The 26432-nt window shown below is 72.5% G+C and carries 21 protein-coding genes and 1 pseudogene; 21 read left to right on the top strand and 1 reads right to left on the bottom strand.

Annotated elements, in window-relative coordinates:
• The first annotated feature begins 12 nt into the window (after nucleotides 1-12).
• The 15 genes and pseudogenes from O7635_RS34970 (at nucleotide 13) to O7635_RS34900 (ending at nucleotide 16020) form a co-directional block, all read left to right on the top strand.
• Nucleotides 13-1578, top strand: coding sequence for a UDP-N-acetylmuramoyl-L-alanyl-D-glutamate--2,6-diaminopimelate ligase (locus O7635_RS34970; RefSeq protein WP_278085649.1), 1566 nt, complete (start codon nucleotides 13-15; stop codon nucleotides 1576-1578).
• Nucleotides 1575-2963: a UDP-N-acetylmuramoyl-tripeptide--D-alanyl-D-alanine ligase gene (gene murF / locus O7635_RS34965; protein WP_278084770.1), complete on the top strand. Its 1389-nt coding sequence runs from the start codon at nucleotides 1575-1577 to the stop codon at nucleotides 2961-2963. Before O7635_RS34970 ends, murF begins: the two co-directional genes overlap by 4 nt.
• On the top strand, nucleotides 2960-4096 hold the full coding sequence (gene mraY, locus O7635_RS34960) for a phospho-N-acetylmuramoyl-pentapeptide-transferase (protein ID WP_278084769.1): 1137 nt from the start codon (nucleotides 2960-2962) through the stop codon (nucleotides 4094-4096). Before murF ends, mraY begins: the two co-directional genes overlap by 4 nt.
• Before the next feature lie 65 nt (nucleotides 4097-4161).
• Nucleotides 4162-5577, top strand: coding sequence for a putative peptidoglycan glycosyltransferase FtsW (locus O7635_RS34955; protein WP_278084768.1), 1416 nt, complete (start codon nucleotides 4162-4164; stop codon nucleotides 5575-5577).
• Nucleotides 5577-6686, top strand: a complete 1110-nt coding sequence (murG, locus tag O7635_RS34950; RefSeq protein ID WP_278084767.1) for an undecaprenyldiphospho-muramoylpentapeptide beta-N-acetylglucosaminyltransferase — start codon at nucleotides 5577-5579, stop codon at nucleotides 6684-6686. Before O7635_RS34955 ends, murG begins: the two co-directional genes overlap by 1 nt.
• A gap of 25 nt (nucleotides 6687-6711) precedes the next feature.
• Nucleotides 6712-8190, top strand: a complete 1479-nt coding sequence (gene murC / locus O7635_RS34945) for a UDP-N-acetylmuramate--L-alanine ligase (RefSeq protein ID WP_278084766.1) — start codon at nucleotides 6712-6714, stop codon at nucleotides 8188-8190.
• Nucleotides 8190-8975 (top strand): FtsQ-type POTRA domain-containing protein, encoded by a 786-nt coding sequence (locus O7635_RS34940; protein ID WP_278084765.1) that lies wholly within the window; start codon nucleotides 8190-8192, stop codon nucleotides 8973-8975. The genes murC and O7635_RS34940 overlap by 1 nt, the downstream gene beginning before the upstream one ends.
• 190 nt (nucleotides 8976-9165) lie before the next feature.
• Nucleotides 9166-10278 carry a cell division protein FtsZ gene (gene ftsZ / locus O7635_RS34935; protein WP_278084764.1) on the top strand — a complete coding sequence of 371 codons (1113 nt, stop codon included), beginning with the start codon at nucleotides 9166-9168 and terminating at the stop codon, nucleotides 10276-10278.
• A gap of 62 nt (nucleotides 10279-10340) precedes the next feature.
• The gene (locus O7635_RS34930; protein ID WP_278084763.1) at nucleotides 10341-11060 is read left to right on the top strand and encodes a YggS family pyridoxal phosphate-dependent enzyme; all 720 of its coding nucleotides are present in this window, start codon (nucleotides 10341-10343) and stop codon (nucleotides 11058-11060) included.
• Between the two features lie 196 nt (nucleotides 11061-11256).
• On the top strand, nucleotides 11257-11985 hold the full coding sequence (gene sepF, locus O7635_RS34925) for a cell division protein SepF (protein WP_278084762.1): 729 nt from the start codon (nucleotides 11257-11259) through the stop codon (nucleotides 11983-11985).
• Between the two features lie 44 nt (nucleotides 11986-12029).
• On the top strand, nucleotides 12030-12323 hold the full coding sequence (locus O7635_RS34920; RefSeq protein ID WP_278084761.1) for a YggT family protein: 294 nt from the start codon (nucleotides 12030-12032) through the stop codon (nucleotides 12321-12323).
• Nucleotides 12324-12374: 51 nt separating this feature from the next.
• The gene (locus O7635_RS34915; RefSeq protein WP_089251496.1) at nucleotides 12375-13187 is read left to right on the top strand and encodes a DivIVA domain-containing protein; all 813 of its coding nucleotides are present in this window, start codon (nucleotides 12375-12377) and stop codon (nucleotides 13185-13187) included.
• Nucleotides 13188-13922: 735 nt separating this feature from the next.
• Nucleotides 13923-14156, top strand: a pseudogene (locus O7635_RS38175) (hypothetical protein); the annotation flags it as partial.
• Nucleotides 14157-14218: 62 nt separating this feature from the next.
• Nucleotides 14219-14524 carry a DUF167 domain-containing protein gene (locus O7635_RS34905; RefSeq protein ID WP_278084760.1) on the top strand — a complete coding sequence of 102 codons (306 nt, stop codon included), beginning with the start codon at nucleotides 14219-14221 and terminating at the stop codon, nucleotides 14522-14524.
• Complete coding sequence (locus O7635_RS34900; protein ID WP_278084759.1) at nucleotides 14521-16020, top strand: potassium/proton antiporter; 1500 nt, start codon at nucleotides 14521-14523, stop codon at nucleotides 16018-16020. Before O7635_RS34905 ends, O7635_RS34900 begins: the two co-directional genes overlap by 4 nt.
• A gap of 492 nt (nucleotides 16021-16512) precedes the next feature.
• On the opposite strand, the gene O7635_RS34895 is transcribed toward O7635_RS34900, so the two are convergent.
• Entirely contained in the window at nucleotides 16513-17490 is a 978-nt protein-coding gene (locus O7635_RS34895; protein ID WP_278084758.1) for a hypothetical protein, read from the bottom strand.
• 46 nt (nucleotides 17491-17536) lie between these two features.
• Here O7635_RS34895 and O7635_RS34890 point away from each other — a divergent pair, with 46 nt between their 5' ends.
• The 6 genes from O7635_RS34890 to dnaE all read left to right on the top strand — a co-directional run bounded on the left by O7635_RS34890 (nucleotide 17537) and on the right by dnaE (nucleotide 26392).
• Nucleotides 17537-17956: a TraR/DksA family transcriptional regulator gene (locus tag O7635_RS34890; protein ID WP_278084757.1), complete on the top strand. Its 420-nt coding sequence runs from the start codon at nucleotides 17537-17539 to the stop codon at nucleotides 17954-17956.
• 142 nt (nucleotides 17957-18098) lie between these two features.
• Nucleotides 18099-18686: a signal peptidase II gene (lspA, locus tag O7635_RS34885; protein WP_278084756.1), complete on the top strand. Its 588-nt coding sequence runs from the start codon at nucleotides 18099-18101 to the stop codon at nucleotides 18684-18686.
• A gap of 38 nt (nucleotides 18687-18724) precedes the next feature.
• A complete protein-coding gene (locus O7635_RS34880; protein ID WP_278085647.1) occupies nucleotides 18725-19603 on the top strand; it encodes an RluA family pseudouridine synthase in 879 nt (292 codons plus the stop codon).
• Between the two features lie 22 nt (nucleotides 19604-19625).
• On the top strand, nucleotides 19626-20564 hold the full coding sequence (locus O7635_RS34875) for a hypothetical protein (RefSeq protein ID WP_278084755.1): 939 nt from the start codon (nucleotides 19626-19628) through the stop codon (nucleotides 20562-20564).
• A 157-nt stretch (nucleotides 20565-20721) separates the two neighbouring features.
• Nucleotides 20722-22080 (top strand): AAA family ATPase, encoded by a 1359-nt coding sequence (locus O7635_RS34870; protein WP_278084754.1) that lies wholly within the window; start codon nucleotides 20722-20724, stop codon nucleotides 22078-22080.
• 772 nt (nucleotides 22081-22852) lie between these two features.
• Nucleotides 22853-26392 carry a DNA polymerase III subunit alpha gene (gene dnaE / locus O7635_RS34865; RefSeq protein ID WP_278084753.1) on the top strand — a complete coding sequence of 1180 codons (3540 nt, stop codon included), beginning with the start codon at nucleotides 22853-22855 and terminating at the stop codon, nucleotides 26390-26392.
• Nucleotides 26393-26432 lie beyond the last annotated feature (40 nt).

The following is a 26432-nucleotide window of genomic DNA, read 5'->3' as shown; positions in this document are numbered from 1 at the left end:
ATCAGCGTGGGTATGCGGAAGCCGGGCACGGACCGGGTAGGGTCTGACGCCGTGCCCGGCAATCCGCGCCCCCGCGCCGTCGCTCCCGTCCGGCTCGCCGACCTGGCGGCCCTGGTCGGGGCCGGCATCGATGCCGCGACCGACGTCGCGGTGACCGGGATCACCCATGCCAGCGGCGAGGTGCGCCCCGGCGACCTCTACGCCGCGCTGCCCGGCGCCCGCCGGCACGGCGCCGAGTTCGTCCCGGCGGTGGCCGCGGCCGGCGCGGTCGCGGTGCTGACCGACCCGGCCGGCGCCCCCGCCGCGGCGGCGGCGGGCCTGCCGGCGATCGTGGTCGACGACCCGCGCGAGGCGCTCGGCGCGGTCGCCGCCCGCGTCTACGGCGACCCCACGGCGGACCTGGCCGTCATCGGCCTCACCGGCACCGCAGGCAAGACGTCGACCGCCTACCTGGTCGAGTCCGGGCTGCGCGCGGCCGGCCACGTGACCGGGCTGATCGGCACCGTCGAGACGCGCCTCGGCGACCTCGTCGTCGACAGCGTGCGCACCACCCCGGAGGCCACCGACCTGCACGCCCTGCTGGCGGTCGCCCGCGAGCAGGGTGTCACCGCGGTCGTCATGGAGGTGTCGAGCCACGCCCTGGCGATGGGCCGCGTCGGCGGCGTGCGCTTCGCGGTCGGCGGCTACACCAACTTCGGCCAGGACCACCTCGACTTCCACGCCGACCGCGACGACTACTTCGCCGCCAAGGCCCGGCTCTTCGACGGGCGCTGCCGGGTCGAGATCCTCAACTTCGACGACCCGGCCCTGACGCCGCTGCGCAAGCCCGCCACCGTCACCTACTCGGCCGCCGGCGACCGCGCCGCGACCTGGTGGGCCGACGGGGTCGCCGACGCCGGCTACGGCCAGGCCTTCACGGCGCACGGCCCGGCCGGCGCCGTCGACGCCGGCGTCGCCCTGCCCGGCCTGCACAACGTGGCCAACGCGCTGCTCGCGATCGCCTCGCTGGCCGCGGTCGGCGTCGACCCGGCCACCGCGGCGGCCGGCGTGGCCGCCTGCCCGGGCGTGCCGGGCCGGCTCGAGGTGGTCGACGCGCCGGGCCCCGTCATCGGCGTCGTCGACTACGCGCACAAGCCCGACGCGATCGTGGCCGCGCTGCGCGCGCTGCGCGCCCGGGCGCAGTCGCGAGGCGGCCGGCTGATCTGCGTGATCGGCGCGGGCGGCGACCGCGACCGGGGCAAGCGCCCGCTGATGGGCGCCGCCGCGGCCGAGGGCGCCGACCTGGTGCTGGTGACCGACGACAACCCGCGCACCGAGGAGCCGGCCGCGATCCGGGCCGAGGTCCTGACCGGCGCGCGGGGTGCCGGGCCGGCGGCGGTCGAGGAGATCACCGGCGGGCGGCGGGCGGCCATCGACGAGGCGGTCCGGCGGGCCGGTGACGACGACGTGATCGCGGTGCTCGGCAAGGGGCACGAACGAGGGCAGGAGGTGGCCGGCGTGACGCACCCGTTCGACGACCGGGTCGAGCTGGCGGCGGCACTGCGCGCCCGGTTCGGCCACCTGGTGGGCCAGCGATGATCGGCATGCGCCTCGACGAGGTGGCCGCCGCGGTCGAGGGCCGGCTCGCCGGCGCCGATCCGGCCGCCGTGGTGACCGGGCCGGTGGAATACGACTCCCGCAAGCCCATGGCCGGCGGACTGTTCGTCGCGTTCCCCGGCGAGAAGGTCGACGGCCACGAGTTCGCCGCGGCCGCGGTGGCCGACGGCGCGGTCGCGGTGCTCGGCACCCGCCCCGTCGAGGGCGTGCCGATGGTCCTGGTCGACGACGCGCTGGCGGCGCTGGCGGGCCTGGCGCGGGCCGTGCTGTCCCGGCTGCCGGACCTGTCCGTGATCGGGCTGACCGGCTCGTCCGGCAAGACCACCACCAAGGACCTGGTCGCCCAGCTGACCGCCCGGCTGGGCCCGACGGTCGCGCCGGCCGGCTCGCTCAACAACGAGCTCGGCTTCCCGCACACCGTGCTCAAGGCCGACGAGCAGACCCGCTTCCTGGTGCTGGAGATGGGCGCCCGGGGCGCCGGGCACATCAGCTACCTCGCCGGCATCGCCCGGCCGCGGGTCGGCGTGGTGCTCAACGTCGGCAACTCGCACATCGGCGAGTTCGGCTCGGTCGACAACATCGCGACGGCCAAGGGCGAGCTGGCGGAGGCCGTACCCGTGGACGGGGTGGCGATCCTCAACGCCGACGACGAGCGGGTCCGGAAGATGGCCGTGCGCACGCGTGGCCGGGTCGTGCTGGTCGGCGAGGCGCCGGACGCCGACGTGCGAGCCGACGACGTGACGCTCGACTCCCGCGGCCAGGCTTCCTACACGCTGCGGGTGGCCCGGGGCAGCGTGCCCGTGCGGCTGCGGATCCCCGGCCGCCACCAGGTCGCCAACACGCTCGCCGCCGCGGCGGTGGCCCGCGAGCTGGGCATGCCCCTGCGCGAGCTGGGCGAGGCGCTGGGCGAGCTGGAGCTGCGGTCCGGCCGCCGGATGGACGTGTTCGACCGGTCCGACGGCGTGACCGTCATCGACGACTCCTACAACGCCAACCCGGCGTCGACGAGCGCGGCGCTGCGGGCGCTGGCGACCATCGGCAGGGGGCGGCGTACGGTCGCCGTGCTCGGTTACATGGCCGAGCTGGGCGAGTTCGAGCGTTCCGGACACGAAGAGGTCGGGCGGCTCGCCGCCGAGCTGGGCGTCGACCGGCTGGTCGTGGTCAGCGCGGCGGCCGAGGCGATCCACGACGGCGCGACGGCCCATCCGGGCTGGGAAGGCAGGTCGGTGGTGGTGGGCGACCAGGCGGCGGCGATCGACGCGCTGCGGGCCGATCTGCGGCCGGGCGACGTGGTGCTGGTGAAGGGCTCCCGCTACCGCACCTGGGACGTGGTCGACGCGTTGCGTGAGAACGGGACCACGGCGTGAGGGCGGTCATCGTCGCCATCGCGGTGGCGTTCCTCGTCTCGCTGTTCGGCACCCCGCTCGCGATCAAGGTGTTCACCCGGCTCAAGGCCGGCCAGCCGATCCGCGCCGACGGCCCGCAGATGCACATGGGCAAGAAGGGCACACCGACGATGGGCGGCGTGGTCTTCATCGTGGCCACCGTCATCGCGTACGTCGCCGGGCACCTCGCGCTGACCACCCTGCCGTCCCAGCAGATCTTCCAGGTCGGCCCGACCATCACCGCGTTGGTGCTGCTGGGCCTGCTGGTCTTCTGCGGCGCCGTGGGCTTCATCGACGACTTCCTCAAGGTCCGCCGGCGGCACAGCGGCGGCCTCAACAAGCGGGGCAAGCTGCTCGGCCAGCTCCTGGTCGGCGCCACCTTCGGCATCGTCGCGCTCTACTTCCCGAGCACGATGCTCGACACGACGGGCAGCCGCACCAACACGGAGACCGTCGGCAGCACCGCGGTCTCGTTCATCCGCGAGGTGAGCTGGCTCGACATCGGCAAGGTCGGCTCGGTGATCCTGTTCGTGTTCGTGGTGCTGGCCGCGACCAACGGCGTCAACCTGACCGACGGGCTGGACGGCCTGGCCACCGGCGCCTCCACGATGGTGCTCGGCGCGTACGCGTTGATCGCGTTCTGGCAGTACCGGCACTGGTGCGCCGACCCGACCTACGTGAAGGCCGGTGCCGACACCTACTGCTACGCCGTACGCGATCCGCTGGAGATAGCCCTGATCGCCGGCGCGGCCGCCGGCGCGTGTGTGGGCTTCCTCTGGTGGAACACCTCGCCGGCCCGGATCTTCATGGGCGACACCGGAGCGCTGGGCCTCGGTGGCCTGATCGCCGGCATGGCGATGTCGACCCGCACCGTGCTGCTGCTGCCGATCATCGGCGGGCTCTTCGTGATCATCACGATGTCGGTGGTCATCCAGATCATCTCGTTCCGGACCACCGGCAAGCGCGTCTTCCGGATGTCGCCGCTCCAGCACCACTTCGAGCTGGCGGGGTGGAGCGAGGTCAACATTGTCGTGCGCTTCTGGATCATCGCCGGGATCGGCGTCGCGATGGCCCTCGGCCTCTTCTACAGCGACTTCCTCGCCGCGGTCAGCTGACGCCAGGGCCGACACGCCGAAAGTTTCTCCGCTGTCCGGGCGCGCCGAGCGTCGATGATGGGCCGGTGGGGGAGGAAGCGAAACCGGGTTCGGTGGCCGCGCAGACCCGCCGCTCGCTGTTCGACGGCGGCGTGGCGGCGCTGCGCGGGCTGCTCGGCCGTCCGCTGGCGTCCTACTACCTGCTGATCTCCAGCGCGGGCCTGCTGCTGCTGATCGGCCTCACCATGGTCTTCTCGGCGACCGGTCCGCGCGACATCGCCGCCGACGGTGACCCCTTCTCGGCCGTGACCAAGCAGGCCATATTCGCCGTGATCGGCGTCCTGGCCTTCTGGGTCTGCCAGCGGCTGCCGGCCCGCACGTTCCGGGCGCTGGCCCGCCCGGTGCTGGGCTTCGCGATCGCGCTGCTGCTGTTCCTCAACGGCCTCAACGCGCTGGCCGCCGTCCGCGACGTCAAGGTCGTGCGGCTCGGCCCGATCCAGAGCGACCTGCTCTGGCTGCACATCGGCTCCGTCCAGGTGCAGCCGTCCGAGTTCGTCAAGATCGGTCTGATCCTCTGGGCCGCCGACGTGATCAGCCGCAAGGGACCCGCGCTGAGCTACTGGCGTGAGCTGGCCATGCCGCTGTTCCCGGTGGTCGCGCTGCTGTTCGTGCTGGTCGGTTACAACGACCTCGGCACGATGCTGATCCTGCTGGCCATCATGGTCGGCATGCTGTGGGCCGCCGGCGTGCGCATGCGGGTCTTCGCGGGGCTCTCCGCGGTCGGCCTGGTCGGCATCGGCGGGCTCATCGCCGCGGCGTCCCGGGGCGGCGGCTCCGACGGCGAGGACGGGGGCAACTACCGGTTCACCCGGTTGCTGACCTGGTACAACCCGCCCGAGAACTGCGCCTCCAACGACTGCTACCAGGGCATTCAGGCCCGGAACGCGATCGACAATGGCGGCTGGTTCGGGGTCGGGCTCGGTGAGGGCCGGCTCAAGTGGAACTGGCTGCCGGCGGCCGACAACGACTTCATCTTCGCCGTGATCGCCGAGGAGCTGGGCGTGATCGGCTGCGCCGTCGTGCTCGCCCTGTTCGGCGTGCTGGCGTACACCGGCCTGCGGATCGCCCGGCGGATCGACGATCCGTTCCGCCGCCTGGTGGCCGCCGCGCTGACCACCTGGCTGGTGGCCCAGGCGCTGATCAACATCGGTGGGGTGGTCGGCCTCATCCCGATCACCGGCCTGCCGCTGCCGTTCATCTCCGACGGCGGCAGCGCCCTGGTGGTGACCCTGGCCGGCGTCGGCATGCTGGCCTCGTTCGCCCGCGCCGAGCCCGATGCCGCGCGTGCCCTGCATGCCCGCCCGCCGGCCAGGTGGGTCCGACTACTCTGGGCCCCGCTGCCTCCGTTGCCCCAGGCGCCGAAGGCCAGCCGTCCGACGGCGCCCGCCGCCGGACGCGCCGCGCGTGACCGCGCCGGCGTGGGTGGCGAGAGGAGACGGTGATGGGTCCGCTGCGGTCGGTCGTGCTGGCTGGTGGAGGGACGGGTGGGCACATCTACCCGTTGCTCGCCTTCGCCGACTGCCTGCGCCGCCACGATCCATCGGTCCGGATCACCTGCCTCGGCACCCCCAAGGGCCTGGAGAACGAGCTCATCCCGCCGCAGGGCTACGACCTGCGGCAGATCCCGGCCTTCCAGCTGCCCCGGTCGATCAACATGGCGCTGCTGCGCACGCCGGACCGGATGGTGACCTCGACCCGCGCGGCCGGCAAGGTCCTCGACGAGGTCCGTGCCGACGTGGTGGTGGGCTTCGGCGGCTACGTGTCGGTGCCCGGCTACCTGGCGGCGTGGCGGCGCGAGACGCCGATCGTGGTCCACGAGGTCAACGTGCCGCCGGGCGTGGCCAACCGGATGGGCATGCGCTTCACCAAATACGTGGCGGTCGGCTTCCCGCACCAGCCGCGGCAGGCCGACTCGCTCAAGGACGCCCGGGTGGTCGGCGTGCCGCTGCGGTCCTCGATCGCCCACCTCGACCGGCGGGCCGCCTCGGCCGCCGCCCGGGCCCGCTTCGGCCTGCGCCCCGACCTGCCCGTGCTGTTCGTCTCCGGCGGCTCGCAGGGCGCCCGCTCGATCAACCTGGCCGTGGCCGGCGCCGCCAAGGAGCTGTCCCGGGCCGGCGTGCAGGTGCTGCACGTGATCGGCGCCCGCAACGAGCCGGTCTCGGTGCCCAACGACCTGCCGGTGCCCTACGTGACCGTGCCCTACCTGAGCGAGATGGAGCTCGGCTACGCGGCCGCCGACCTGATGCTGAGCCGGGGCGGCGCGATGACGGTCGCCGAGGTGTCCGCGATCGGCCTGCCGACGATCTTCGTCCCGTACCCGTACAGCAACCAGGAGCAGAGCCGCAACGCCCAGCCGGTGGTCGACGCCGGCGGCGGGCTCCTGGTCGACGACGGCGAGATGACGCCCGCCTGGGTCGAGCGCACGGTGATCCCGTTGCTGCGCGACCCGCACCGGCTGGCCCAGATGGGGCACGCGGCCGCCGCCTACGGCCGGCGCGACGGTGACGAGGCGTTGCTCGACTTCGTTTACGAAGCGGCTACCCACGGCTGAGTGTGACTGACGAGAGCGAGGCACGGTGGCAGGGCTTGACATCGCGAACTTCACCCCCGCCGGCACGGTGGCCGCGGAAGAACTGGGCACGGTCCACCTGATCGGCGTGGGTGGCGTCGGCATGAGCGGGCTGGCCCGCCTGCTGCTGACCCGGGGCATCCCGACCTCCGGCAGCGAGCTGCGGGAGTGGCCGGCGCTGGCCGGCCTGCGGGCGCTCGGCGGCACCATCCACATGCGACACGTCCCGGAGAACCTGGACGGCGTCGACACGGTGGTCTACTCCACCGCCATCCCGCAGGACCATCTCGAGCTCGAGGAGGCCCGTCGGCGCGGCCTGCGGATCATGCACCGGTCCGAGGCGCTGGCGGCCGCGATGACCGGCCGGCGCACCGTCGCCGTGGCCGGCACGCACGGCAAGACCACCACCACGTCGATGGTTACGCTGATCCTGCAGCACGCCGGGTTCGACCCGTCGTTCGTGATCGGCGGCGAGATCTCCGAGGTCGGCTCCAACGCCCACCACGGCAGCGGCGACCTGTTCGTGGCCGAGGCGGACGAGAGCGACCGCTCGTTCCTGCTCTACCGGCCGTTCGTGTCGATCATCACGAACATCGACGCCGACCACCTCAACACCTACGGCGACCTGGCGGGGCTCGAGACGGCGTTCCTGGAGTACGCCCGGCTGACCGACCCGGCCGGCTTCGTGGTGACGTGCGCCGACAACGACGGCACCCGGCGGCTGGCCGAGACGCTGCGCGCCGAGGGCCGCCGGGTGCTGACCTACGGCGTGGCCGACGACGCCGACCTGCGGCTGACCGACGTCTCGTCCTCGGTGCTCGGCGTCCGCTACGAGGCGCGGCTGCGGGGCGAGGCGATCGGCGAGATCCGGCTGCCGGTGCCGGGCGGCCACTTCGGGCTCAACAGCGCCGCTGCCCTGCTGGCCGCGGTGGAGCTGGGCGTGGCGCTGCCGGTCGCGGTCGAGGCGCTGGGCGCGTTCCCCGGTGTGCGGCGGCGGTTCGAGCGCAAGGGCGTCGCCAACGGCGTCGTCGTCTACGACGAGTACGCGTACCACCCGGTGTCGGTCACCGCCGCGCTGGAGACGTTGCGCGAGGTGGCGTCCGGTGGCCGGCTCGTGGTGGTGTTCCAGCCCTACCGGGTCTACCGCACCCGCGACATGGAGGCCGAGCTCGCCGCGGCGCTGGCGTTGGCCGACGAGGCGATCGTGCTCGAGGTCTTCGGGCCGGGCGAGACCCGGGGCCCGGGTGAGGGTGGCGTCGCGCTGACCGCGGCGATCGGCCTGCCGGCCGAGCACAAGGTGTTCGTGCCCGACTGGGACGCGGTGCCGGCCGAGGTGGTCCGCCGGGCGCGCCCCGGCGACCTGGTGGTGACGATGGGCGCCCCGCCGAGCTCGCTGCTCGGTGACGAGCTGCTCGCCGCGCTCTCGGCGGCCGACCCGGCCGTGGGTGGCACGGCCGCGGGTTCGGTGTCGCCGGTCGCGGGCTGATGACCGTCCGGCCCGGCGGCGGCGCGCCGGAGCGACGCCGCTGGACCCTGGTCCGTGCGGGCAGCGACGCGATGCCGTCGTCGGTGCGCCGGTTCATGCAACGGGCCCGCCGCCGGCGGCTGCGGGCCGTGCTGCCCTGGGCGGTGGGCTTCGCCTCGCTGGCCGTGCTGGGGCTGCTGGCCTGGCTGGTGCTGGGGTCCAGCCTGTTGGGCGTCCGCACGGTCGCCGTCGACGGCGCCGCGCTCGTCACGCCCGACCAGGTGCGCACCGCGGCCGCCGTCCGGTCCGGCGCGCCGCTGGCCCGGCTCGACCTGGCGGCGATCGGCGCGCGCGTCGGCACGCTGCCGGCGGTGGAGCGGGCGACGGTGACCCGTGACTGGCCGGGCGGGCTGCGCATCGTGGTGGTCGAGCGCACGCCCGAGGCCGTCGTGCCGGAGGGCAAACGGTTCCTGGTGGTCGACCGGTTCGGCGTCGCCTTCCAGGAGCTCAAGCGCCGCCCGGCGCACCTGCCGCTGGTGAAGATCGCCGACCCGCGCGGCAACGTCGACGGCACCCGGGGCGCAGTCGAGGTGATCGCCGCCCTCTCGACGCCGTTGCGCCGCCAGCTGGTCGAGGTCAGCGTGACCGGGCCGGCGCAGATCAGCCTCAAGCTCTCCGGCGGCCGCACGGTCGTGTGGGGCGACGCGAGCCGCAACGCCGACAAGGCGACGGTGACCACGGCCCTCCTGCAAAGGGACGGAAAGACGATCGACGTCAGCGATCCCGAGGTCGTCACGATCCGCTGAAGAAGAACCGCGTGGCGACACGCCGTAGCTGGTCCTTGGATCACGGTCGTGTCCCGCTTACGTTGCCCCAGAGGCCGAGCAGTTGACATAACTCTAAGCCTCTAGTAGAGGGTGAGGGTTTCCTCCCTTGCCCTTCGCGTAGCGGCGGCATGCCGCGTCCGGCCGCACACGGGAAGGGAAGGCACCCCCGATGACACCTCCGCACAACTACCTGGCGGTCATCAAGGTCGTCGGCATCGGTGGCGGTGGCGTCAACGCCGTCAACCGGATGATCGAGGTCGGCCTCAAGGGCGTCGAGTTCATCGCCATCAACACCGACGCCCAGGCGCTGCTGATGAGCGACGCCGACGTCAAGCTCGACGTGGGTCGCGAGCTGACCCGCGGGCTCGGCGCCGGCGCCAACCCCGACGTCGGCAAGAGCGCCGCCGAGGACCACCGCGACGAGATCGAAGAGGTGCTCAAGGGCGCCGACATGGTCTTCGTGACGTGCGGCGAGGGCGGCGGCACGGGCACCGGCGGCGCGCCGGTGGTCGCCAACATCGCCCGCAAGCTCGGCGCGCTGACCATCGGCGTGGTCACCCGGCCGTTCTCGTTCGAGGGCAAGCGGCGCCAGGTGCAGGCCGAGGCCGGCATCGACGAGCTGCGCAACCAGTGCGACACCCTGATCGTGATCCCCAACGACCGGCTCCTGGCGCTCGGCGACCGCGGCATCAGCATGATGGACGCGTTCCGCCAGGCCGACCAGGTGCTGCTCTCCGGTGTCCAGGGCATCACCGACCTGATCACCACGCCGGGTCTGATCAACCTCGACTTCGCCGACGTCAAGAGCGTGATGAGCGGCGCCGGCAGCGCGCTGATGGGCATCGGCAGCGCCCGCGGCGACAACCGCGCGGTGGAGGCGGCCGAGGCGGCGATCTCCAGTCCGCTGCTCGAGCAGAGCATGGACGGCGCGCGCGGCGTGCTGCTCTCCATCGCCGGCGGCTCCGACCTCGGCCTGTTCGAGATCAACGACGCGGCCCAGCTGGTCACCGACGCGGCCCACCCCGACGCCAACATCATCTTCGGCGCGGTCATCGACGACGCGCTCGGCGACGAGGTGCGGGTCACCGTCATCGCGGCCGGGTTCGACGGCGGCACGCCCGCCTACAAGCCCGCCGAGCCGGTGCGCAAGGCGGTCCAGCCGCAGCCGGTCTCCCCGGCGCCGGTCGAGACCACCCCGCCGCCCGTGGCGCCGCCCCAGCCGGCCCGCCGCGTGCTGTTCGACGACGTCGATGTGCCCGACTTCCTGAAGAACGGCTCCTAGGTCTTGACGTGCGCCGGAGGCGCCTTCGGGAGGCCTGGCACGGCTCCTAATAGCCTGAGCACGTGAGTGCTGCTGACGACACCCGGCGGGCCGAGCTGGCGGAGAACCTGGCGCGCGTGCGTGCCCGGATCGACGCCGCCCGGTCCGCCGCCGGCCGTACCGACGACGTGACCCTGGTCGCCGTCACCAAGACCTACCCGGCCGGCGACGTGGCACTGCTGGCCGACCTCGGCGTCACCGACATCGGGGAGAACAAGGACCAGGAGGCGGCGCCCAAGGCGGCCGAGGTGGGTCGGCGGGTGCGCTGGCACTTCGTCGGCCAGCTCCAGCGCAACAAGGCCAGGTCCGTCAGCGCGTACGCCGACGTGGTCCACTCCGTCGACAGCGTCCGCCTGGCGGCGGCGCTCGACCGTGGCGCCCAGGGGCATGAACGGGTGCTCGACGTCCTGGTCCAGGTGAGCCTCGACGGCGACCCGGAGCGGGGCGGCGCGCTGCCCGACTCGGCCGACCCGGACCGGGGCCTCGCCGGCGTCGCCGGGGCGGTGGCGGGCGCCGACGCGCTGCGCCTGGCGGGCCTGATGGCGGTGGCGCCGCTGGGCGCCGAGCCGGACGCGGCGTTCGCCCGGCTGGCCGAGATCGCGGCCGCGTTCCATGTCGATCATCCGACAGCCACGGTCCTGTCGGCGGGAATGTCCGATGACCTGGAAAACGCCATAAGACATGGCGCGACACATGTGCGGATCGGTAGCGCGTTGCTCGGTAAGCGTCACTACCTGGGGTAGCCTGACGGCGGACACCAAACTACATCGGTGTTGTTTTCCATGCCGAGCTTCGCAGCGCCGGGGGGCGTGCCGTCATCTGGGAGGGTGACGGCAAAGGAAGGTTGGCTTGGTGCCGATGCATAGGCGGAGTCCACGCGCGTGACAGTGGTTCGTGCAGGGGGGCACGCGCCACACGGCGGACGGAGGGGCGCGGCACATGGGAGCGTTGCGAAAGGCGGGCGTCTGGCTCGGGTTGGTCGAAGAGGAAGACGACGACCGGAGCTACGACGACGGCTACGACGGTCGGTCCGGGACGAGCCGGTCCGGCGATGCCGGCTACCGCGAGTCCCGCTACCGGTCCAGCCGGTACGCCGAGGAGTTCGCCGACGAGGAGGACGAGGCCGACGACGCCCCGGCGGTGCCGCGGGCCCGGTCCACCCGGCACACCGACCGCGGCGACCGCTCGCCCAGCCGTCTGGAGGCGGCCGAGGCGGAGCTCGCCGAGGCCCGGGAGAGCCGCGCGCTCGAGCGGTCCAGCGTGCGTTCGATCACCCGCTCGCCGGCGCCGGAGAGCCCCGCGCCCGTGAGTTACCCCACCCGCGACAATCTCGCCCTGGCACCCCAGGTGCAGTTGCGCGAGCGTGCGGTGGTCGCCGACGACGACCAGCGCTACCAGATCACGACTCTGCATCCGACCACTTATCGCGAGGCCCGCACCATCGGCGAGCATTTCCGCGACGGTGTCCCGGTGATCATCAACCTCACCGAAATGGATGAGTCCGATGCCCGCCGTCTGGTGGATTTTGCGGCGGGGTTGGCCTTCGGTCTGCGGGGTACCATCGAGCGCGTCACCAACCGGGTGTTCCTGCTTTCACCGGCCAACGTCCAGGTCACTGCGGAGGACAAGGCGAAGATCGCTGAGGGCGGTTTCTTCACCCTGCCGTAGCCCTGAGCAGGGCAGAGTCGGCCTGACGGAGGGTCCTGCGAGTCGTGATGTCGGTTCTGTTCCAGGTGCTCTACCTGGTCTTGTACTTCTTTCTGATCACGCTGCTCGCGCGATTCGTATTGAGCGCCGTGCTTCAATACGGCCGTCGTTGGCAACCGAGGCGAGGTGCGGCCGCCGGACTCGAAGTGGTGTGGAGCGTCACCGATCCGCCCCTCAAGGCGTTGAGGCGTGTGATCCCACCACTGCGGATCGGTAACCTCAGCATCGACCTCGCCTCCCTTGTGCTCTTGGTTATCCTGTTCGTGCTGATGACGTTCGTGGTGGAGCCCTGGATCTGACACCGTGTCTGACCAGGCGCTACGCGGCCGCAACTGACCCGAGGAGTTTCGATGCCGCTTACCCCGGCCGACGTGCACAACGTCGCCTTCAAGAAACCCCCGATCGGCAAACGGGGGTACGACGAGGAGGAGGTCGACGCATTCCTCGATGAGGTGGAGCGCGAGCTCGCCCGACTGATCGAGGAGAACAACGAGCTGCGCGCCCAGGTCGAGCGCGGCGGACCCCGAGGCGGCGCGCCAGCCGGCCCGGGTGCCGACCCTCGACTGGCCGCTGAGCTCAACGACCTCAAGGCCCAGCTCGACCGGATCCAGCGTGACAAGGCCGCCGCTGAGCAGGCCGCCCGCGCCATGCAGGGCGAGCTGGAGCAGATGCGCGCCCAGGGCGCCCCGGTCGTGGGTGGCGACGGCGAGCAGCAGGCCCTCCGGGTCCTGATGATGGCCCAGCGCACGGCTGACGACCACGTGTCCGATGCCCGCCGCGAGGCCGACAAGCTGCTCTCGGACGCCCGCACCAAGGCCGAAGAGGTCACCCGCGAGGCGCGGGCCAAGGCCGACGCGCTCGAGCGTGACGCGCGGCAGCGGCACCAGGAGGCCATGGGCGGCCTCGACGCCAAGCGCACCGCACTGCAGAAGCACATCGAAGAGCTCAAGCAGTTCGAACGGGAATACCGCACCCGGCTCAAGGCCTACCTGGAGAGCCAGCTGCGCGACCTCGACGGTCGCGGGCAGGGGCTCGAGGCCGAGATGACCCGGACCGACGGCAATCGGTCCGTGACATCCGGCGCACCGGGTCTGGCCACCGCCGGTCTCGCGGGCTCCTACGGCGGCGCGGGACGCTCCGGCTCCCTCGAAGCCGGCCGCTGAGCCTCTTCGAACCGACGACGGTTCCGTAGCCCAACCGGGGGCGGGCATGCGTCCCCCGGACGGTGCCGTGTCTCCGGCGCACCCGGGTCCCCCGGGGGCGCGCCGGACCCACGACATCTATACAGAAAGCGGCGGGGGTGAGCCGTGATCGTTGCAAGTTTGGTGCTCATCCTCGGTGCTGTCACGCTGCTCGTGCTCGGACTCGCAGGTGGTTCGAGCGTGTTGCTGGTCCTGTCGATCGCGGCGAGCCTGTTCGCCGCTGTCGCGCTCGTCGTCGGTGCCCGTCAGGCCGCCGCCGCACGCGCGCAGCAGACCAGCTACGCCGACGACGAGCGATTCCGGCGTGCCGGCGACGAGGATGACTCGAGAGTGTTCCACCACCGTTCGACGGCCCGGGGCAGCGAACCCGGCCGCCGGCGGGCGAGCGCATGGGGGGCGGACGAGACGTCCGTCGCGGTCGCCGACCCCGTCGACCCGCCGAGCGTGCCCAACCAGGGCACCTACCGGTCGGGTGCGGGCGAGGGCACGGAATACGGCCGCCGCCGCGCGGCGGCCGCCACCGTCGACGAGCCGGGGGGCCTTGTCGACGACCGGACCGGTCACTACGACCAGGGCTTCGCCGACCTGCGCGCGCCGCAGGGCCAGGGGTGGCCCGGTCAGCAACCGGTTCCGCCGCAGCAGACCTACGCCGCGCCGGACCTCGACGACGACGACGATGACGACGAGGACCCGGCGGACGAGCCGGCGGCCCAGATCGTCTCGGCCGCCGACGCCGCCCGGGTGGCCCGGATGACCGCACCGGTCCTGGTGATCGACGGCCGCCCGCGCTACCACATCACGGGCTGCGTCCACCTGCTCGGCCGCGAGAGCGAGCCGCTGCCGGTGGGCGAGGCCGCGGAGCTCGGCTTCACGCCGTGCAGCCTCTGCGAGCCCGACAGCGCGCTGCTCGCCGGCGCCCGCCGGGTCTGACTGCCTCCCGACTCTCAAGAAGGGCACCCGCCTCGCGGGTGCCCTTCTTGGCACAATGAGGCATGGTCAGGTCCGTCGTGCTAGCAGTCCGGGTCAAACCGGGCGCCTCCCGGGCGCGGGTCGGCGGACGCCATGACGGCCCACACGGGCCGGCGCTGGTCGTCGCCGTCACCGCCCGCGCGGTCGACGGCCGGGCGACCGAGGCGGCCCGGCTGGCCGTCGCCGACGCGCTCGGCCTGCGGCACCGCGCCGTGGCGCTGCGAGCCGGCGCGGCCAGCCGCGACAAGCTCTTCACCGTCACCCTGCCCGACGACCTGAGCGACGCGGCCGCGCGCGACCGGGTCACCGCGCTTCTCGACACCACGTGAGCGAGCAGCTCAACCTCGCCCTGCTGCTGGGGGCCGGCGTGCTGCTCGTGGCGGTCGCCGCGGTGCGGCTGTCGACCCGCCTCGGCCTGCCCAGCCTCCTGGTCTACCTGGCCCTCGGACTGCTGATCGGCGAGTCCGGGCTGGGCATCCAGTTCGAGGACGCGACGCTGACCCGGACGCTCGGCTTCGCCGCCCTCATCGTGATCATCGCGGAGGGCGGGCTGACCGCGCGGTGGTCGACGTTGCGCCCGGTGCTCGGTGTCTCGCTCACCCTGGCCACGGTCGGCGTCGCGGTGAGCATCGCGGTGGTCGGGGTCGCCGTACACCTGTTGCTGGGTCTGGACTGGCGGTTGGCCCTGCTCTATGGCGCGGTGGTCTCGTCGACGGACGCGGCCGCCGTGTTCGCGACCCTGCGCAAGCTGCGCCTGCCTGCGCGGCTGGTGGCCGCGGTCGAGGCCGAGTCGGGCATCAACGACGCGCCGGTCGTGCTGGTGGTCGTGCTGCTCGCCACCGTCGGCCCGTTCGCCCACCCTTGGTGGCTGGAAGTCCTGCTGATCTTCTATGAGCTGGTGGTCGGCGCCGCGATCGGCCTCGTCGTGGGGATGGGCGGCCGCTGGGTGCTGCGGCGGGCCGCGCTGCCCTCGTCGGGCCTCTATCCCATCGCCGTGGTCGGACTGACCGCGCTCGCCTACGCGGCCGGCGCGGTCGCGCACGCCTCCGGCTTCCTCGCCGTCTACACGGCCGGCGTGATGATCGGCAACGCCCGGCTGCCGCACCGCCAGGCGATCCTCGGCTTCGCCGACGGCCTGGCCTGGGTCGCCCAGATCGGCCTGTTCGTGCTGCTCGGCCTGCTCGCGTCGCCCGGCCGGCTGGACGACGTGCTGGTGCCGGCGCTGGTCGTCGGGGTCGCGCTGGTGTTCTTCGCCCGGCCGCTGTCGGTCTTCATATCGGCCACGCCGTTCCAGGTGCCGCTGCGCGCCCAGGCCTTCCTCGCCTGGGCCGGCCTCCGCGGCGCGGTCCCGGTCGTGCTGGCGACGATCCCCCTGTCGTTGGGCTATCCCGGCGCCAGCCGGCTGTTCGACGTGGTCTTCGTGCTGGTGCTGATCTTCACGGTGCTGCAGGCGACGACGATCGCGCCGGTGGCCCGGGCGCTCAAGGTCACGGCGCCGGGGGAGGCGGCCGAGCTGCGGGTCGAGACGGCGCCGCTGGAGCGGATGGGCGCCGACCTGCTGCAGCTCGAGGTGCCGCCGGGCTCCAAGCTGGCCGGGGTGCACCTCGACGAGCTGCGCCTGCCGGTCGGCGCCTCGGTGACGCTGGTGCTGCGCGACGGGCAGGGCTTCGTGCCGGGCCCCGACACGCGCCTCAAGACCGGCGACAGCATGTTGATCGTGGCGACCGCGGCCGTCCGGGACGCCGCCGAACGCCGCCTCCGCGCCGTGAGCCGCCGCGGCCGATTGGCGCGGTGGTTTGCCGAGTACGGGGAGGAAAGGGGCTAACCATCGGTTAAGGTTCGTTTTGCCCCGATTCACGGCTAATCACCGGCGAAACTGGCGGAATCGGTGCGGCATGTTGTCGGACGTCTTCACGTTCCGTATTCTTGCCAACCTCCGGAGTGCGCGACGGCCCGTCGCGCGCCCGTTTTGCACGTGGGGGAACGTGATGGCCGACCGCGCGAGCATGGTCCGGAAAGTGCCGGCCGCGGCCGGCGCGCCGGACACGCGCGCCGCCGCCGGCACCCCCGACCGCCCGAAGCCGGCCCGCGGCGGGCGCCGGGCCGCGAGTCCCGCCGAGAAGACCGCGACCACACCTCGCCGATCGAGGACCGTCAACCCCCGCCCGACCCGGTCCGCCGATGAGCCGACCCGGTCCGAGCGCGAGCGGACCCGATCCGGCGGTGAGCCGATCCGGTCCGGCGGTGAGCCGACCCGATCCGGCGGTGAGCCGATCCGGTCCGGCGGCGAGACGGCTCGGGCCGGCGGTGAGGCGGGTCAGGCCCGTAGTAAGAAGGTCGTCGCGGCCCAAGCGGGGGTGACCTCCGCGGTCGAGACCGGCGCCGCGAAGAAGGCCGCTGCCAAGAAGGTCGTCGCGGCCCAAGCGGGGTCCGGGCGGAAGGTGACCTCGGCGGTGGAGACCGGCGCCACGAAGAAGGCCGCTGCCAAGAAGGCCGCACCGGCCAGGAAGGCGGCGAAGGCCGCTGCGGCCGACGGCCGGAAGGCCGCCAAGAAGACCGCGGCCAAGGCCGCGCCGGCGGTGGAGAAGAAGGCGACCGCGACGAAGAAGGCTTCCGGCGCGGCTGCGCGGAGCGCGGCGAAGGCAGGCCCGGCGGGAACTGATGAGGGCAAGGCCGCGCCGGCCCAGCGCGCGGCCGCCAAGAAGGCGGCACCGCCGGCGAAGAAGGCCGCGACGACCGAGCCGGCCGCCAAGAAGTCGGCGCCCGCCCAGCGGGCGGCGGCGAAGAAGGCGGCCGCTGCGGACGGTGCGGCGCGGAAGACCGCGGAGACGCCGGCGAAGAAGGCGGCCGCCGCGAACGGTGCGGCGCGGAAGACCGCCGAGACGCCGGCGAAGAAGGCGGCCGCAGCGAACGGCGCCGCGGCAAAGAAGGCCGCGACCGGCGCGGCCGCGAAGAAGACCACCGCCACCAAGCGGGCGAGCGCCGAACCCGCCGCGAAGAAGGCCGCGGCGGGGAAGAAGGCGGCACCGGCCAAGGTTGCCAAGAAGGCCGCGCCGGCCAAGGCCGCGCCGGCCAAGGCCGCGCCGGCCGGGAAGGCGACCGCGCGGAAGGCACCGGCGAAGAAGGAGCCGGGGACCGCCGCGGAGGCAGCGACGAAGAAGGCCGCGCCGAGCGGGCGTGGGACCAGGGCCGGGTCGCGTACCCAGGCCACCAGGTCGGCGGGGGGCGTCGACACCTCGATCCAGACCGGGTCTGCCGACCCGGTCGCGTCGCGGGGGAGGCGTTCCTCCGCCACGACGGCAGCACAAACCGCCGCGGGGGCCGCGGCTGAGGGAGAAGCCATGGTGAAGCCAGCCGACACGAAAACCGCCGCAGGCCGTAAAGCGCCCAAGGGCACCCGGACCGCCGCGGAGACGGAGAAGATCCGTGCGGCGCTCTCGGCCCGGCGCGAGGAGCTGACGATCGAGCACAGCCAGACGCTGAGCGAGATCACCGTGCTGCAGCGGGACCGGTTCACCGACTCGGCGGGCGACGACCAGGCCGACACCGGCACCAAGACCTTCGAGCGTGAGCAGGAGATCTCCCTCGCCAACAGCATCCTCGACCGGATCAGCCAGGTGGAGCGGGCGCTGGAGCGGCTCGACGAGGGCGGCTACGGCTGGTGCGAGCGGTGCGGCAACCCGATCCCGGTCGAGCGGCTGGCCGCGTTCCCCTCGGCGACTCTCTGCGTCACCTGCAAGCAGCTGGAGGAGCGCCGGTAAGGCCGGCCCACCGGCTTTCGCGTAGAGTTGCCCGGCCGGGCCGTGTCACCCGCGGCCCGTCCGGGCAACGCCCATGTCGGGCACCCGGCGACCCCAGCCGACGAGGAAGCAGGCCGAGCTGAACGCCGCCGAAGAGGGACAGATGACCGCGACCACGCCCGCGGACGAGACCCCGGCGCCGCCCCGGCGCGCCCGGGCCGCCGCCATCTGGGCCCTGCTCGGCGTGGCCGTCTTCATCATCCTGCTCGACCAGCTCACCAAGCACTTCGCGACCGAGGAGCTCACCGGCCGCGGGCCCGTGCGGATCCTCGGCGGCCTGGTCTACCTGAGCCTGATCCGCAACAGCGGCGCCGCGTTCAGCATGGCCAGCGGCCACACCTGGATCTTCCCGCTCATCGCTCTCGCCGTCATCGCCTGGATCACCTGGATGGCGTTCAAGCTGCGCTCGATGCCCTGGGCGATCGCGCTCGGCCTCGTCGCCGGCGGCGCGCTGGGCAACCTCACCGACCGGCTGTTCCGGGCGCCCGGCCCGTTCCAGGGCCACGTGGTCGACATGATCAGCCTCTTCGCGCCGTACGGTGAGAAGTTCGCGGTCTTCAACATCGCCGACAGCGCGCTGAGTTGTGGCGTCGTGCTGGCGATCATCCTCGAGTTCAGTGGCCGACAACGCGACGGCACCCGGATACCGCTGCGCAAGAGCGGCAAGAGCAAGGGGTCGGGCGACAAGTGAGCTCCCGCGCCCTGCCCGTGCCGGACGGGCTCGACGGCATGCGGCTCGACCAGGCGATCTCCCGGCTCTTCGGGCTGTCGCGCACGGCCGCCGCGGCCATCGTCGAGGCCGGCGACGCGGTCGTCGACGGCACACCGCGGCCCAAGTCCGACAAGGTCTCCGCCGGCGCCTGGCTCGAGGTCCGGCTGCCGGAGCCGCAGTCGGCCGCGGAGGTCGTCCCGCAGGCGGTGCCCGGCCTGCGCGTCGTCCACGCCGACGACGACATCGTGGTGGTCGACAAGCCGGTCGGCGTCGCCGCGCACCCCAGCCCCGGCTGGACCGGGCCGACGGTGGTCGGTGGGCTCGCCGCGATCGGCCACCGGATCTCCACCAGCGGCGCCGCCGAGCGTCAGGGCGTGGTGCACCGGCTCGACGTCGGCACCAGCGGCCTGATGGTGGTGGCCAAGAGCGAGCGCGCCTACACGGCGCTCAAGCGGGCGTTCAAGGTACGCGAGGTCGACAAGCGTTACAGCGCCGTCGTGCAGGGGCATCTGGATCCCTTGCGCGGGACCGTCGACGCGCCGATCGACCGGCACCCGCAGCACGACTACCGGTGGGCGGTCGTGTCGGGCGGCAAGCCGAGCGTCACCCACTACGACACGATCGAGGCGTTCCCCGCCGCCAGCCTGGTCGACGTGCGGCTGGAGACCGGGCGCACGCACCAGATCCGCGTGCACTTCTCCGCGCTGCGTCACCCGTGCGTGGGCGACCTGACCTACGGTGCCGACCCCACGCTGTCGGCGCGACTGGGCCTGACCCGGCAGTGGCTGCACGCCCGGGCGCTCGCGTTCGTCCATCCCGGCACGGGCGACGAGGTGCTCTTCGAGAGCAGCTACCCTGACGACCTGCAACACGCACTGGACATCCTGCGCGACTGAGCCGGCTCTGGGGGAGGAGATCGTGCGCGTCGACGACCTGCTCCGCCGGATCGACGACAAGGTCGTGCCGCCGCTGGGCCGCGTGCTCGACCGGTTGCGCCGGCCCACGGGCCACACCGGCCTGCTGACCGCCGTCTCGCTCGTCTCCGTCACCGCGGTGCTGGTCACCGCCGTGTGGGTGGCGCAACGGCCGCGGGAGTCCGCGCCGACCGGCGACGTGGTCCGGGTCGGGGTGACCGACGGCACCTCGGTGCCGAGATACCTGGCGGAGTCCCGCCGCGAGCTCGACGAGCTGTCCGCGAAGGCGTCCGGCGACGGCGACCCGTACGCCCTGGTGATGTTCTCCGCCTATCTCGCGCCCGACCGGCTGCCCACGGTGCTCGACGGCGCCCCGGTGTCCGAAGTGTTCACTCGCGTGCCACTGCCCGGCATGCAGACGCAGATCGCGCGGATGCCCGTACACCGGGTGCCGGACGACGTGGTCGCCGGGATGCTGCTGTTCGCGGAGCGCAAGGAACGCGAGGCGCACGACTACCAGGAGCGCGCGACCGAGGTCACCGGCACACCCGACGAAGAACGACTGCGTCCCGTGTACGAGACAGCGGCGCGCGTGGCGATCGCCGAGGCGACGGCGTACCGGACGCACTGCTCCTGCGTGTACGCGGCCGTCCTGCGCGCGGCGCCGCCCGACCTGAAGCGCCTCGCCGCGCAACCGGGCGTGCGCGCCGTCGACCCGGCGCCGGAGGTCCGCACGCTGGACCGCGCCGTGTTCCTGCCGCCGCTGCCGGACCCGCACCCGACGTCGAGCCCGACGGCCGCACCGCCGACGCCGCCGGCCGACGAGCCGACAGCGCCGCCACCTGCGCCGACGCGGTCGCCGGAGCCCGCCGGGCCGACCGCGGACCCGCCGTCGGCGGCGCCCACCGAGCCGGCGGCCACGGGTTCACCGGAGCCGGGGTAATCGTGGAGTGGCCCACATCCGGTGACCGGCCCGGCACGTTGGACCAGTCTGACGGTGCGCCATATGCACAGTGGGGATATGCGTCCTGGTGCGGGCCGCATAGGGTTGCTTCGTAGCCGGAGCTGTCGAGCGGGCGTACGCGTCGGGAGGGCGAGGCGTGGAGGGCACCGAAACCGGGTGGGGTCGACCGGCCGAGCCGGCCCCACGGTGGCGGGCACTCCTCGACCGTGCGCTGCTCGGCGGGCGCACCGGGGAGAACCACGAGGTCCGCGAGGCCCGGGTCGCCGCGCCGCGGACGCCGGTGGAGCGGCCGGACCAGCCGGTGGCGCCCGTCAACGGGTTCCAGGGGCGGGCGGTCGCGCCGGTCGCGTACCCGCCGGAGCGCCAATATCCGCCGGCCGTCCCACCGCAGGTGCCGCCGGCGCCGCAGGAGAGCTACGAGCCGCGGGCCTACCGGTCCGGGGGCTACTACGGCGGCGATACCGACTACGGCTACGGCGCCGCTGGCAGCGGCGGATATTCCGAGGACCGGTTCGACGGCGGTGACTACCCGGAGAGCTACGCGGGTGGTGGCTACGAGTCCTACGCGCGGGCCGAGCCGCGGGTGGCCGAGCCGCCGGCGGGCATCGCCGACCCGGCCGGCCTGGAGTGGCGCGCGCCGGCCGCGGCCGCCGCTGTGCCCGCGCCGGCTCCGGTCGCCGGTGACTCCGAGGTCGACCGGGCGATCGGGGTGCTGCGCCGGGAGTTCGGCGGCTCGCGGGTGCTGGCGTTCGCCAACCCCAAGGGCGGCGTGCACAAGACCACCGCGACCGTGCTGGCCGCCGCGACGGTCGGCAGCATCCGCGGCCAGGGCGTGCTCGCCTGGGACGACAACGAGCTGCGCGGCACCCTCGGCCTGCGCGCCGGCAGCGCCCGCCACGCCCGCACGATCCGCCACCTGATCGCCAACCTGGCCGAGGTGGAGGCGCAGCACGGCTACGGGCTGACCGAGGCGCTCGACGACTTCCTGCGGCACGCGTCCGACGGCTCCTACGACGTGCTGGCCGGCGAGGAGAGCCCACGGTTCGCGCAACGGCTCGACCAGTACACGGTGCGGCGTGTGCTCGAGTTGCTCCGGCGTACGCACGACGTGATCTGTGTGGACACCGGCAACAACGTGGAGAGCGCCAACTGGCAGACCGTGCTGCAGGCGGCCGACCAGCTGGTGATCACGACCGTGCCACGGGAGGACGCGGCCTTCACCGCCGACTGGATGCTCGACCTGCTCTACGACGTGGGCATGGGCGACCTGGCCACCAACGCGGTGACGCTGCTGTCGTGCCCGACCCCGGGCAAGTCGCCGATGCTCGACGACTTCGCGGCCCACTTCGCGACCCGCACGCGCGCGGTCGCGGTCGTGCCCTACGACCCGGCGCTGGAAGCGGGCTCGTCCATCGAATACGCGCTGCTCCAGCCGGAGACCCGCGACGCCTGGCTCAAGGCCGCGAGCATCATGCTGGAGCCGTTCGCCCGCTGACCGCCGTGGCCGGCCTCACGCGCACGAATCGCGGCCGTGATCACCGAGGCCGCCCTGCCCGCAACCACCACAACGCCGGCCTGCCTGTGGCGCGATGTTGCCGAGCCGGTATTAGCCGCCGTCGCGGGCTCAGCTCGGCCGGGTGGGCCATCCCGTGTGACGAGGCGGCGACGGTCACGCGCCGCCCTGCGCCCGGATCGCCTCGATCGCTATACCCGCGATCCGTCGGGCGCGTTCCTCGTCGTCGCCCGTGGTTCTCGGCGCTTGCCAAATGGTTCATCCTAGGATGCCTTAGAGCGTGTTTGGCTAGCCTCGCTCGGCCGGCTGCGCCGAGCGGCTGCGGTGGCCGCGCCGGCGAGCCGGCGGAAGGCGGGCCCGCATCGCCTCCGCCGGTCGATTGATCAGGTGCGTTGGGTCTGGAGTTCGACTCGGCATTCGCGAGATCAAGTGCACCTCGTCTGGGTGCCTCGCGGCGTGTCGTCCAGAGCAGGCGCACATGATCTTGCGGTCGGGTTGGTCGGGGCCCGACCAGGCACACATGATCTTCGTGTTGGCCGTGTCGCCGCCCAATGGCGCCACCAGGCCCGGCGACCAGCGGTGGCGCGGATGTCGGAACTTGCTTGTGGCGCGCACTCTCCGGCGAGTCGTGCGCCGGATCCGGATCTCCGCCGGCAATGTGAATTTGATCTTCAACTCACCGGGGGTTCGTTGGTGCCTCCTGTCGTACCCGCGGACTAGGCTCGTCGCGGCGCTTGAGTGAAGGGGGTCCCGGGTGTCCGACTCGTTCGTGCATCTGCACGTGCACACCGAGTACTCGATGCTCGACGGTGCCGCCCGGCTCAAGGAGCTGTTCGCCGAGGCCAATCGGCTCGGCATGCCGGCGCTGGCGATGACCGACCACGGCAACATGTACGGCGCCTACGACTTCTTCAAGCAGGCCACCGGCGCCGGGGTCAAGCCGATCATCGGCGTCGAGGCCTATCTGACGCCCAACACGGCCCGGCAGGACCGGGTGCGGGTGCGGTGGGCCGACGGCGGCGAGAACGACGTGTCCGGTGGCGGCGCCTACACGCACATGACCATGCTCGCCGCCGACGCCGAGGGGTTGCGCAACCTCTTCCGGATGCAGTCGCGGTCGTCGCTGGAGGGCTACTACTTCAAGCCGCGGGCCGACCGGGAGCTGCTGCACGAGCACGGCAAGGGGATCATCGCGACCACCGGGTGCCCGTCCGGCGAGGTGCAGACCTGGCTGCGGATCGGCGACTTCGAGAAGGCCTGCGCCTCGGCCGCCGAGTTCATGGACATCTTCGGGCGCGACAACTTCTACCTCGAGCTGATGGACCACGGGCTCGACATCGAGACCCGGATCCGGCAGGACCTGCTGGCGCTCGGCAAGCGGCTCAACCTCAAGCCGGTGGCGACCAACGACCTGCACTACACCTACGAGAAGGACGCCGACGCGCACGAGGTGCTGCTCTGCGTGCAGTCCGGGTCCACGATGGCCGACCCCAAGCGGTTCAAGTTCGACGCGCGCGACTTCTACCTGAAGTCCGCCGCGGAGATGTACCAGCTCTGGGAGAAGGAAGTTCCCGGCGCCTGCGCCAACACGCTGGAGATCGCGGAGAAGATCGGCGACTACTCGTCGGTGTTCGGCCACCGCAAGCTGATGCCCTCGTTCCCGGTGCCCGACGGCTACACCGAGGAGTCGTGGCTGCGCGCCGAGGTGCACCGCGGGCTGCGCGAGCGCTTCCCCAACGGCGTCCCGGAGGACCGGCTCAAGCAGGCCGACTACGAGCTCGACGTCATCTGCAAGATGGGCTTCCCGGGCTACTTCCTGGTCACCGCCGACCTCTGCGAATACGCCCGCAAGGAGAAGATCCGGGTCGGGCCGGGTCGTGGCTCGGCGGCGGGCGCGCTGATCGCCTACGCGCTCAAGATCACCGAGCTCGACCCGATGGACCACGGCCTGCTGTTCGAGCGGTTCCTCAACCCCGACCGCGTCTCGATGCCCGACATCGACATGGACTTCGACGAGCGCCGGCGCGGCGACATGATCCGCTACGCGACCGAGCGGTGGGGCGAGGAGCGGGTCGCCCAGATCGTCACCTACGGCAAGATCAAGGCGAAGGCGGCCATCAAGGACGCGGCCCGGGTGCTCGGCTACCCGTTCGCGGTCGGCGACAAGATCACCAAGGCCATGCCGCCGCCGGTGATGGGCAAGGACATCCCGCTCTCGGGCATCTTCGACCCGTCGCACAACCGCTACGCCGAGGCCGCCGAGTTCCGCACCCTCTACGAGACCGATCCCGACACCAAGAAGGTCGTCGACACCGCCAAGGGCATCGAGGGCCTGATCCGTCAGCCCGGCGTGCACGCGGCCGGCGTGATCCTGTCGGGCGAGCCGCTGATGGACGTGCTGCCGATCTGGCGGCGCGACAACGACGGCGCGATCATCACGCAGTGGGACATGGGCGCCTGCGAGTCCATCGGCCTGCTCAAGATGGACTTCCTCGGCCTGCGCAACCTCACGATCATGGATGACTGCCTCGACGGCATCCAGCACAACCGGGGCGAGACCGTCGTCCTGGAGCAGCTGCCGCTGGCCGACAAGCCGACCTACGAGCTGCTGGCCCGCGGCGACACCCTGGGCGTGTTCCAGCTCGACGGCGGCCCGATGCGCTCGCTGCTGCGCTCGATGGTCCCCGACAACTTCGAGGACATCTCCGCGGTCCTCGCGCTCTACCGGCCGGGTCCGATGGGCGCCAACGCCCACAACGAATACGCCGACCGCAAGAACGGCCGCAAGCCGGTCGTGCCGATCCACCCCGAGCTGGCCGACGCGCTCGAGGAGATCCTGGGCGACACCTACGGGCTGATCGTCTACCAGGAACAGGTCATGGCGATCGCGCAGCAGCTCGCGGGCTACACGCTCGGCGCCGCCGACCTGCTCCGCCGGGCGATGGGCAAGAAGAAGAAGGAGATCCTCGACAAGGAGTACGTGCCCTTCTCCCAGGGCATGCGCGACAACGGCTACTCCGACGCGGCGATCAAGACGCTGTGGGACATCCTCGTCCCGTTCTCCGACTACGCGTTCAACAAGGCACACACCGCCGGCTACGGGCTGGTCTCCTTCTGGACCGCCTACCTCAAGGCCAACTACCCGGCCGAATACATGGCGGCGCTGCTGACCTCGGTCGGTGACGACAAGGACAAGGCGGCCGTCTACCTCGCCGAGTGCCGGCGCATGGGCATCAAGGTGCTGCCGCCCGACGTCAACGAGTCGCTGGCCCGGTTCGGCGCCGTCGGCACCGACATCCGGTTCGGCATGGCCGCCGTCCGCAACGTCGGCGTCAACGTCGTCGAGGCGATCGTGCGGGCCCGCAAGCAGCACGGCCCCTACACCGACTTCTACGACTTCCTGCGCAAGGTCGACGCGGTCGCCTGCAACAAGCGCACCATCGAGTCGCTGATCAAGGCGGGCGCGTTCGACTCGCTCGGCCACAGCCGCAAGGGCCTGCTGGCCATCCACGCCGACGCGATCGACGCGTTCATGGGCGTCAAGCGCAACGAGGCGGTCGGCCAGTACGACCTGTTCGGCGCCGCGTTCGGCGACGCGTCCGAGACCTCGATGATCGTGTCGCCGCCGATCCCCGACGGCGAGTGGGACAAGCCCGACAAGCTGTCGTTCGAGCGCGAGATGCTCGGCCTCTACGTGTCGGACCACCCCCTCTCCGGCCTCGACCGCGCGCTGTCGGCCGCCGCCGACACCCCGATCGCGGCGCTGGCGGAGGAGGGCGCGATCCCCGACGGCGCGGTGGTCACGCTGGCCGGCATCCTCACCGGCGTCCAGCGCCGGATCACCAAGCAGGGCCGGCCGTGGGCGTCGGCGTCGATCGAGGACATGACCAGCGGCGTCGAGGTGCTGTTCTTCCCCAACACCTACGAGCTGGTCGGGCAATACATCGCCGAGGACGCGATCGTCGTGGTCAAGGGCCGCGTCGACCGCCGCGACGACCAGGCCCGCATCATGGCGATGGACATGTCGATCCCCGACATCTCGGCCGCGAGCGCCGACGGCAACCAGCCGGTGGTCATGAACATCGCCACCAACCGGGTCACGCCGCCGTTGGTCGAACGGCTCCGCGAGATCCTCAACACCCACCCGGGCCCGTCCGAGGTGCACGTGCGCCTGGTCAACGGCTCCAAGGCCACGGTCCTACGACTGAGCCCGCTACGGGTGGCGCCGACGACGGCGCTGATGGCCGACCTCAAGGCCCTGCTCGGCCCGTCGGCGGTCGAGCTGGCCCGCTGACGGCCCGCAGCGGGCCGTCGGGCCTCTGCCGCCTGGTCGG

The sequence above is a fragment of the Asanoa sp. WMMD1127 genome, from assembly GCF_029626225.1.
In the GTDB taxonomy this organism is placed as follows: domain Bacteria; phylum Actinomycetota; class Actinomycetes; order Mycobacteriales; family Micromonosporaceae; genus Asanoa.
The sequence above is the reverse complement of the archived record's forward strand: the minus strand, read 5'-3'. Positions and strand labels throughout refer to the sequence as shown.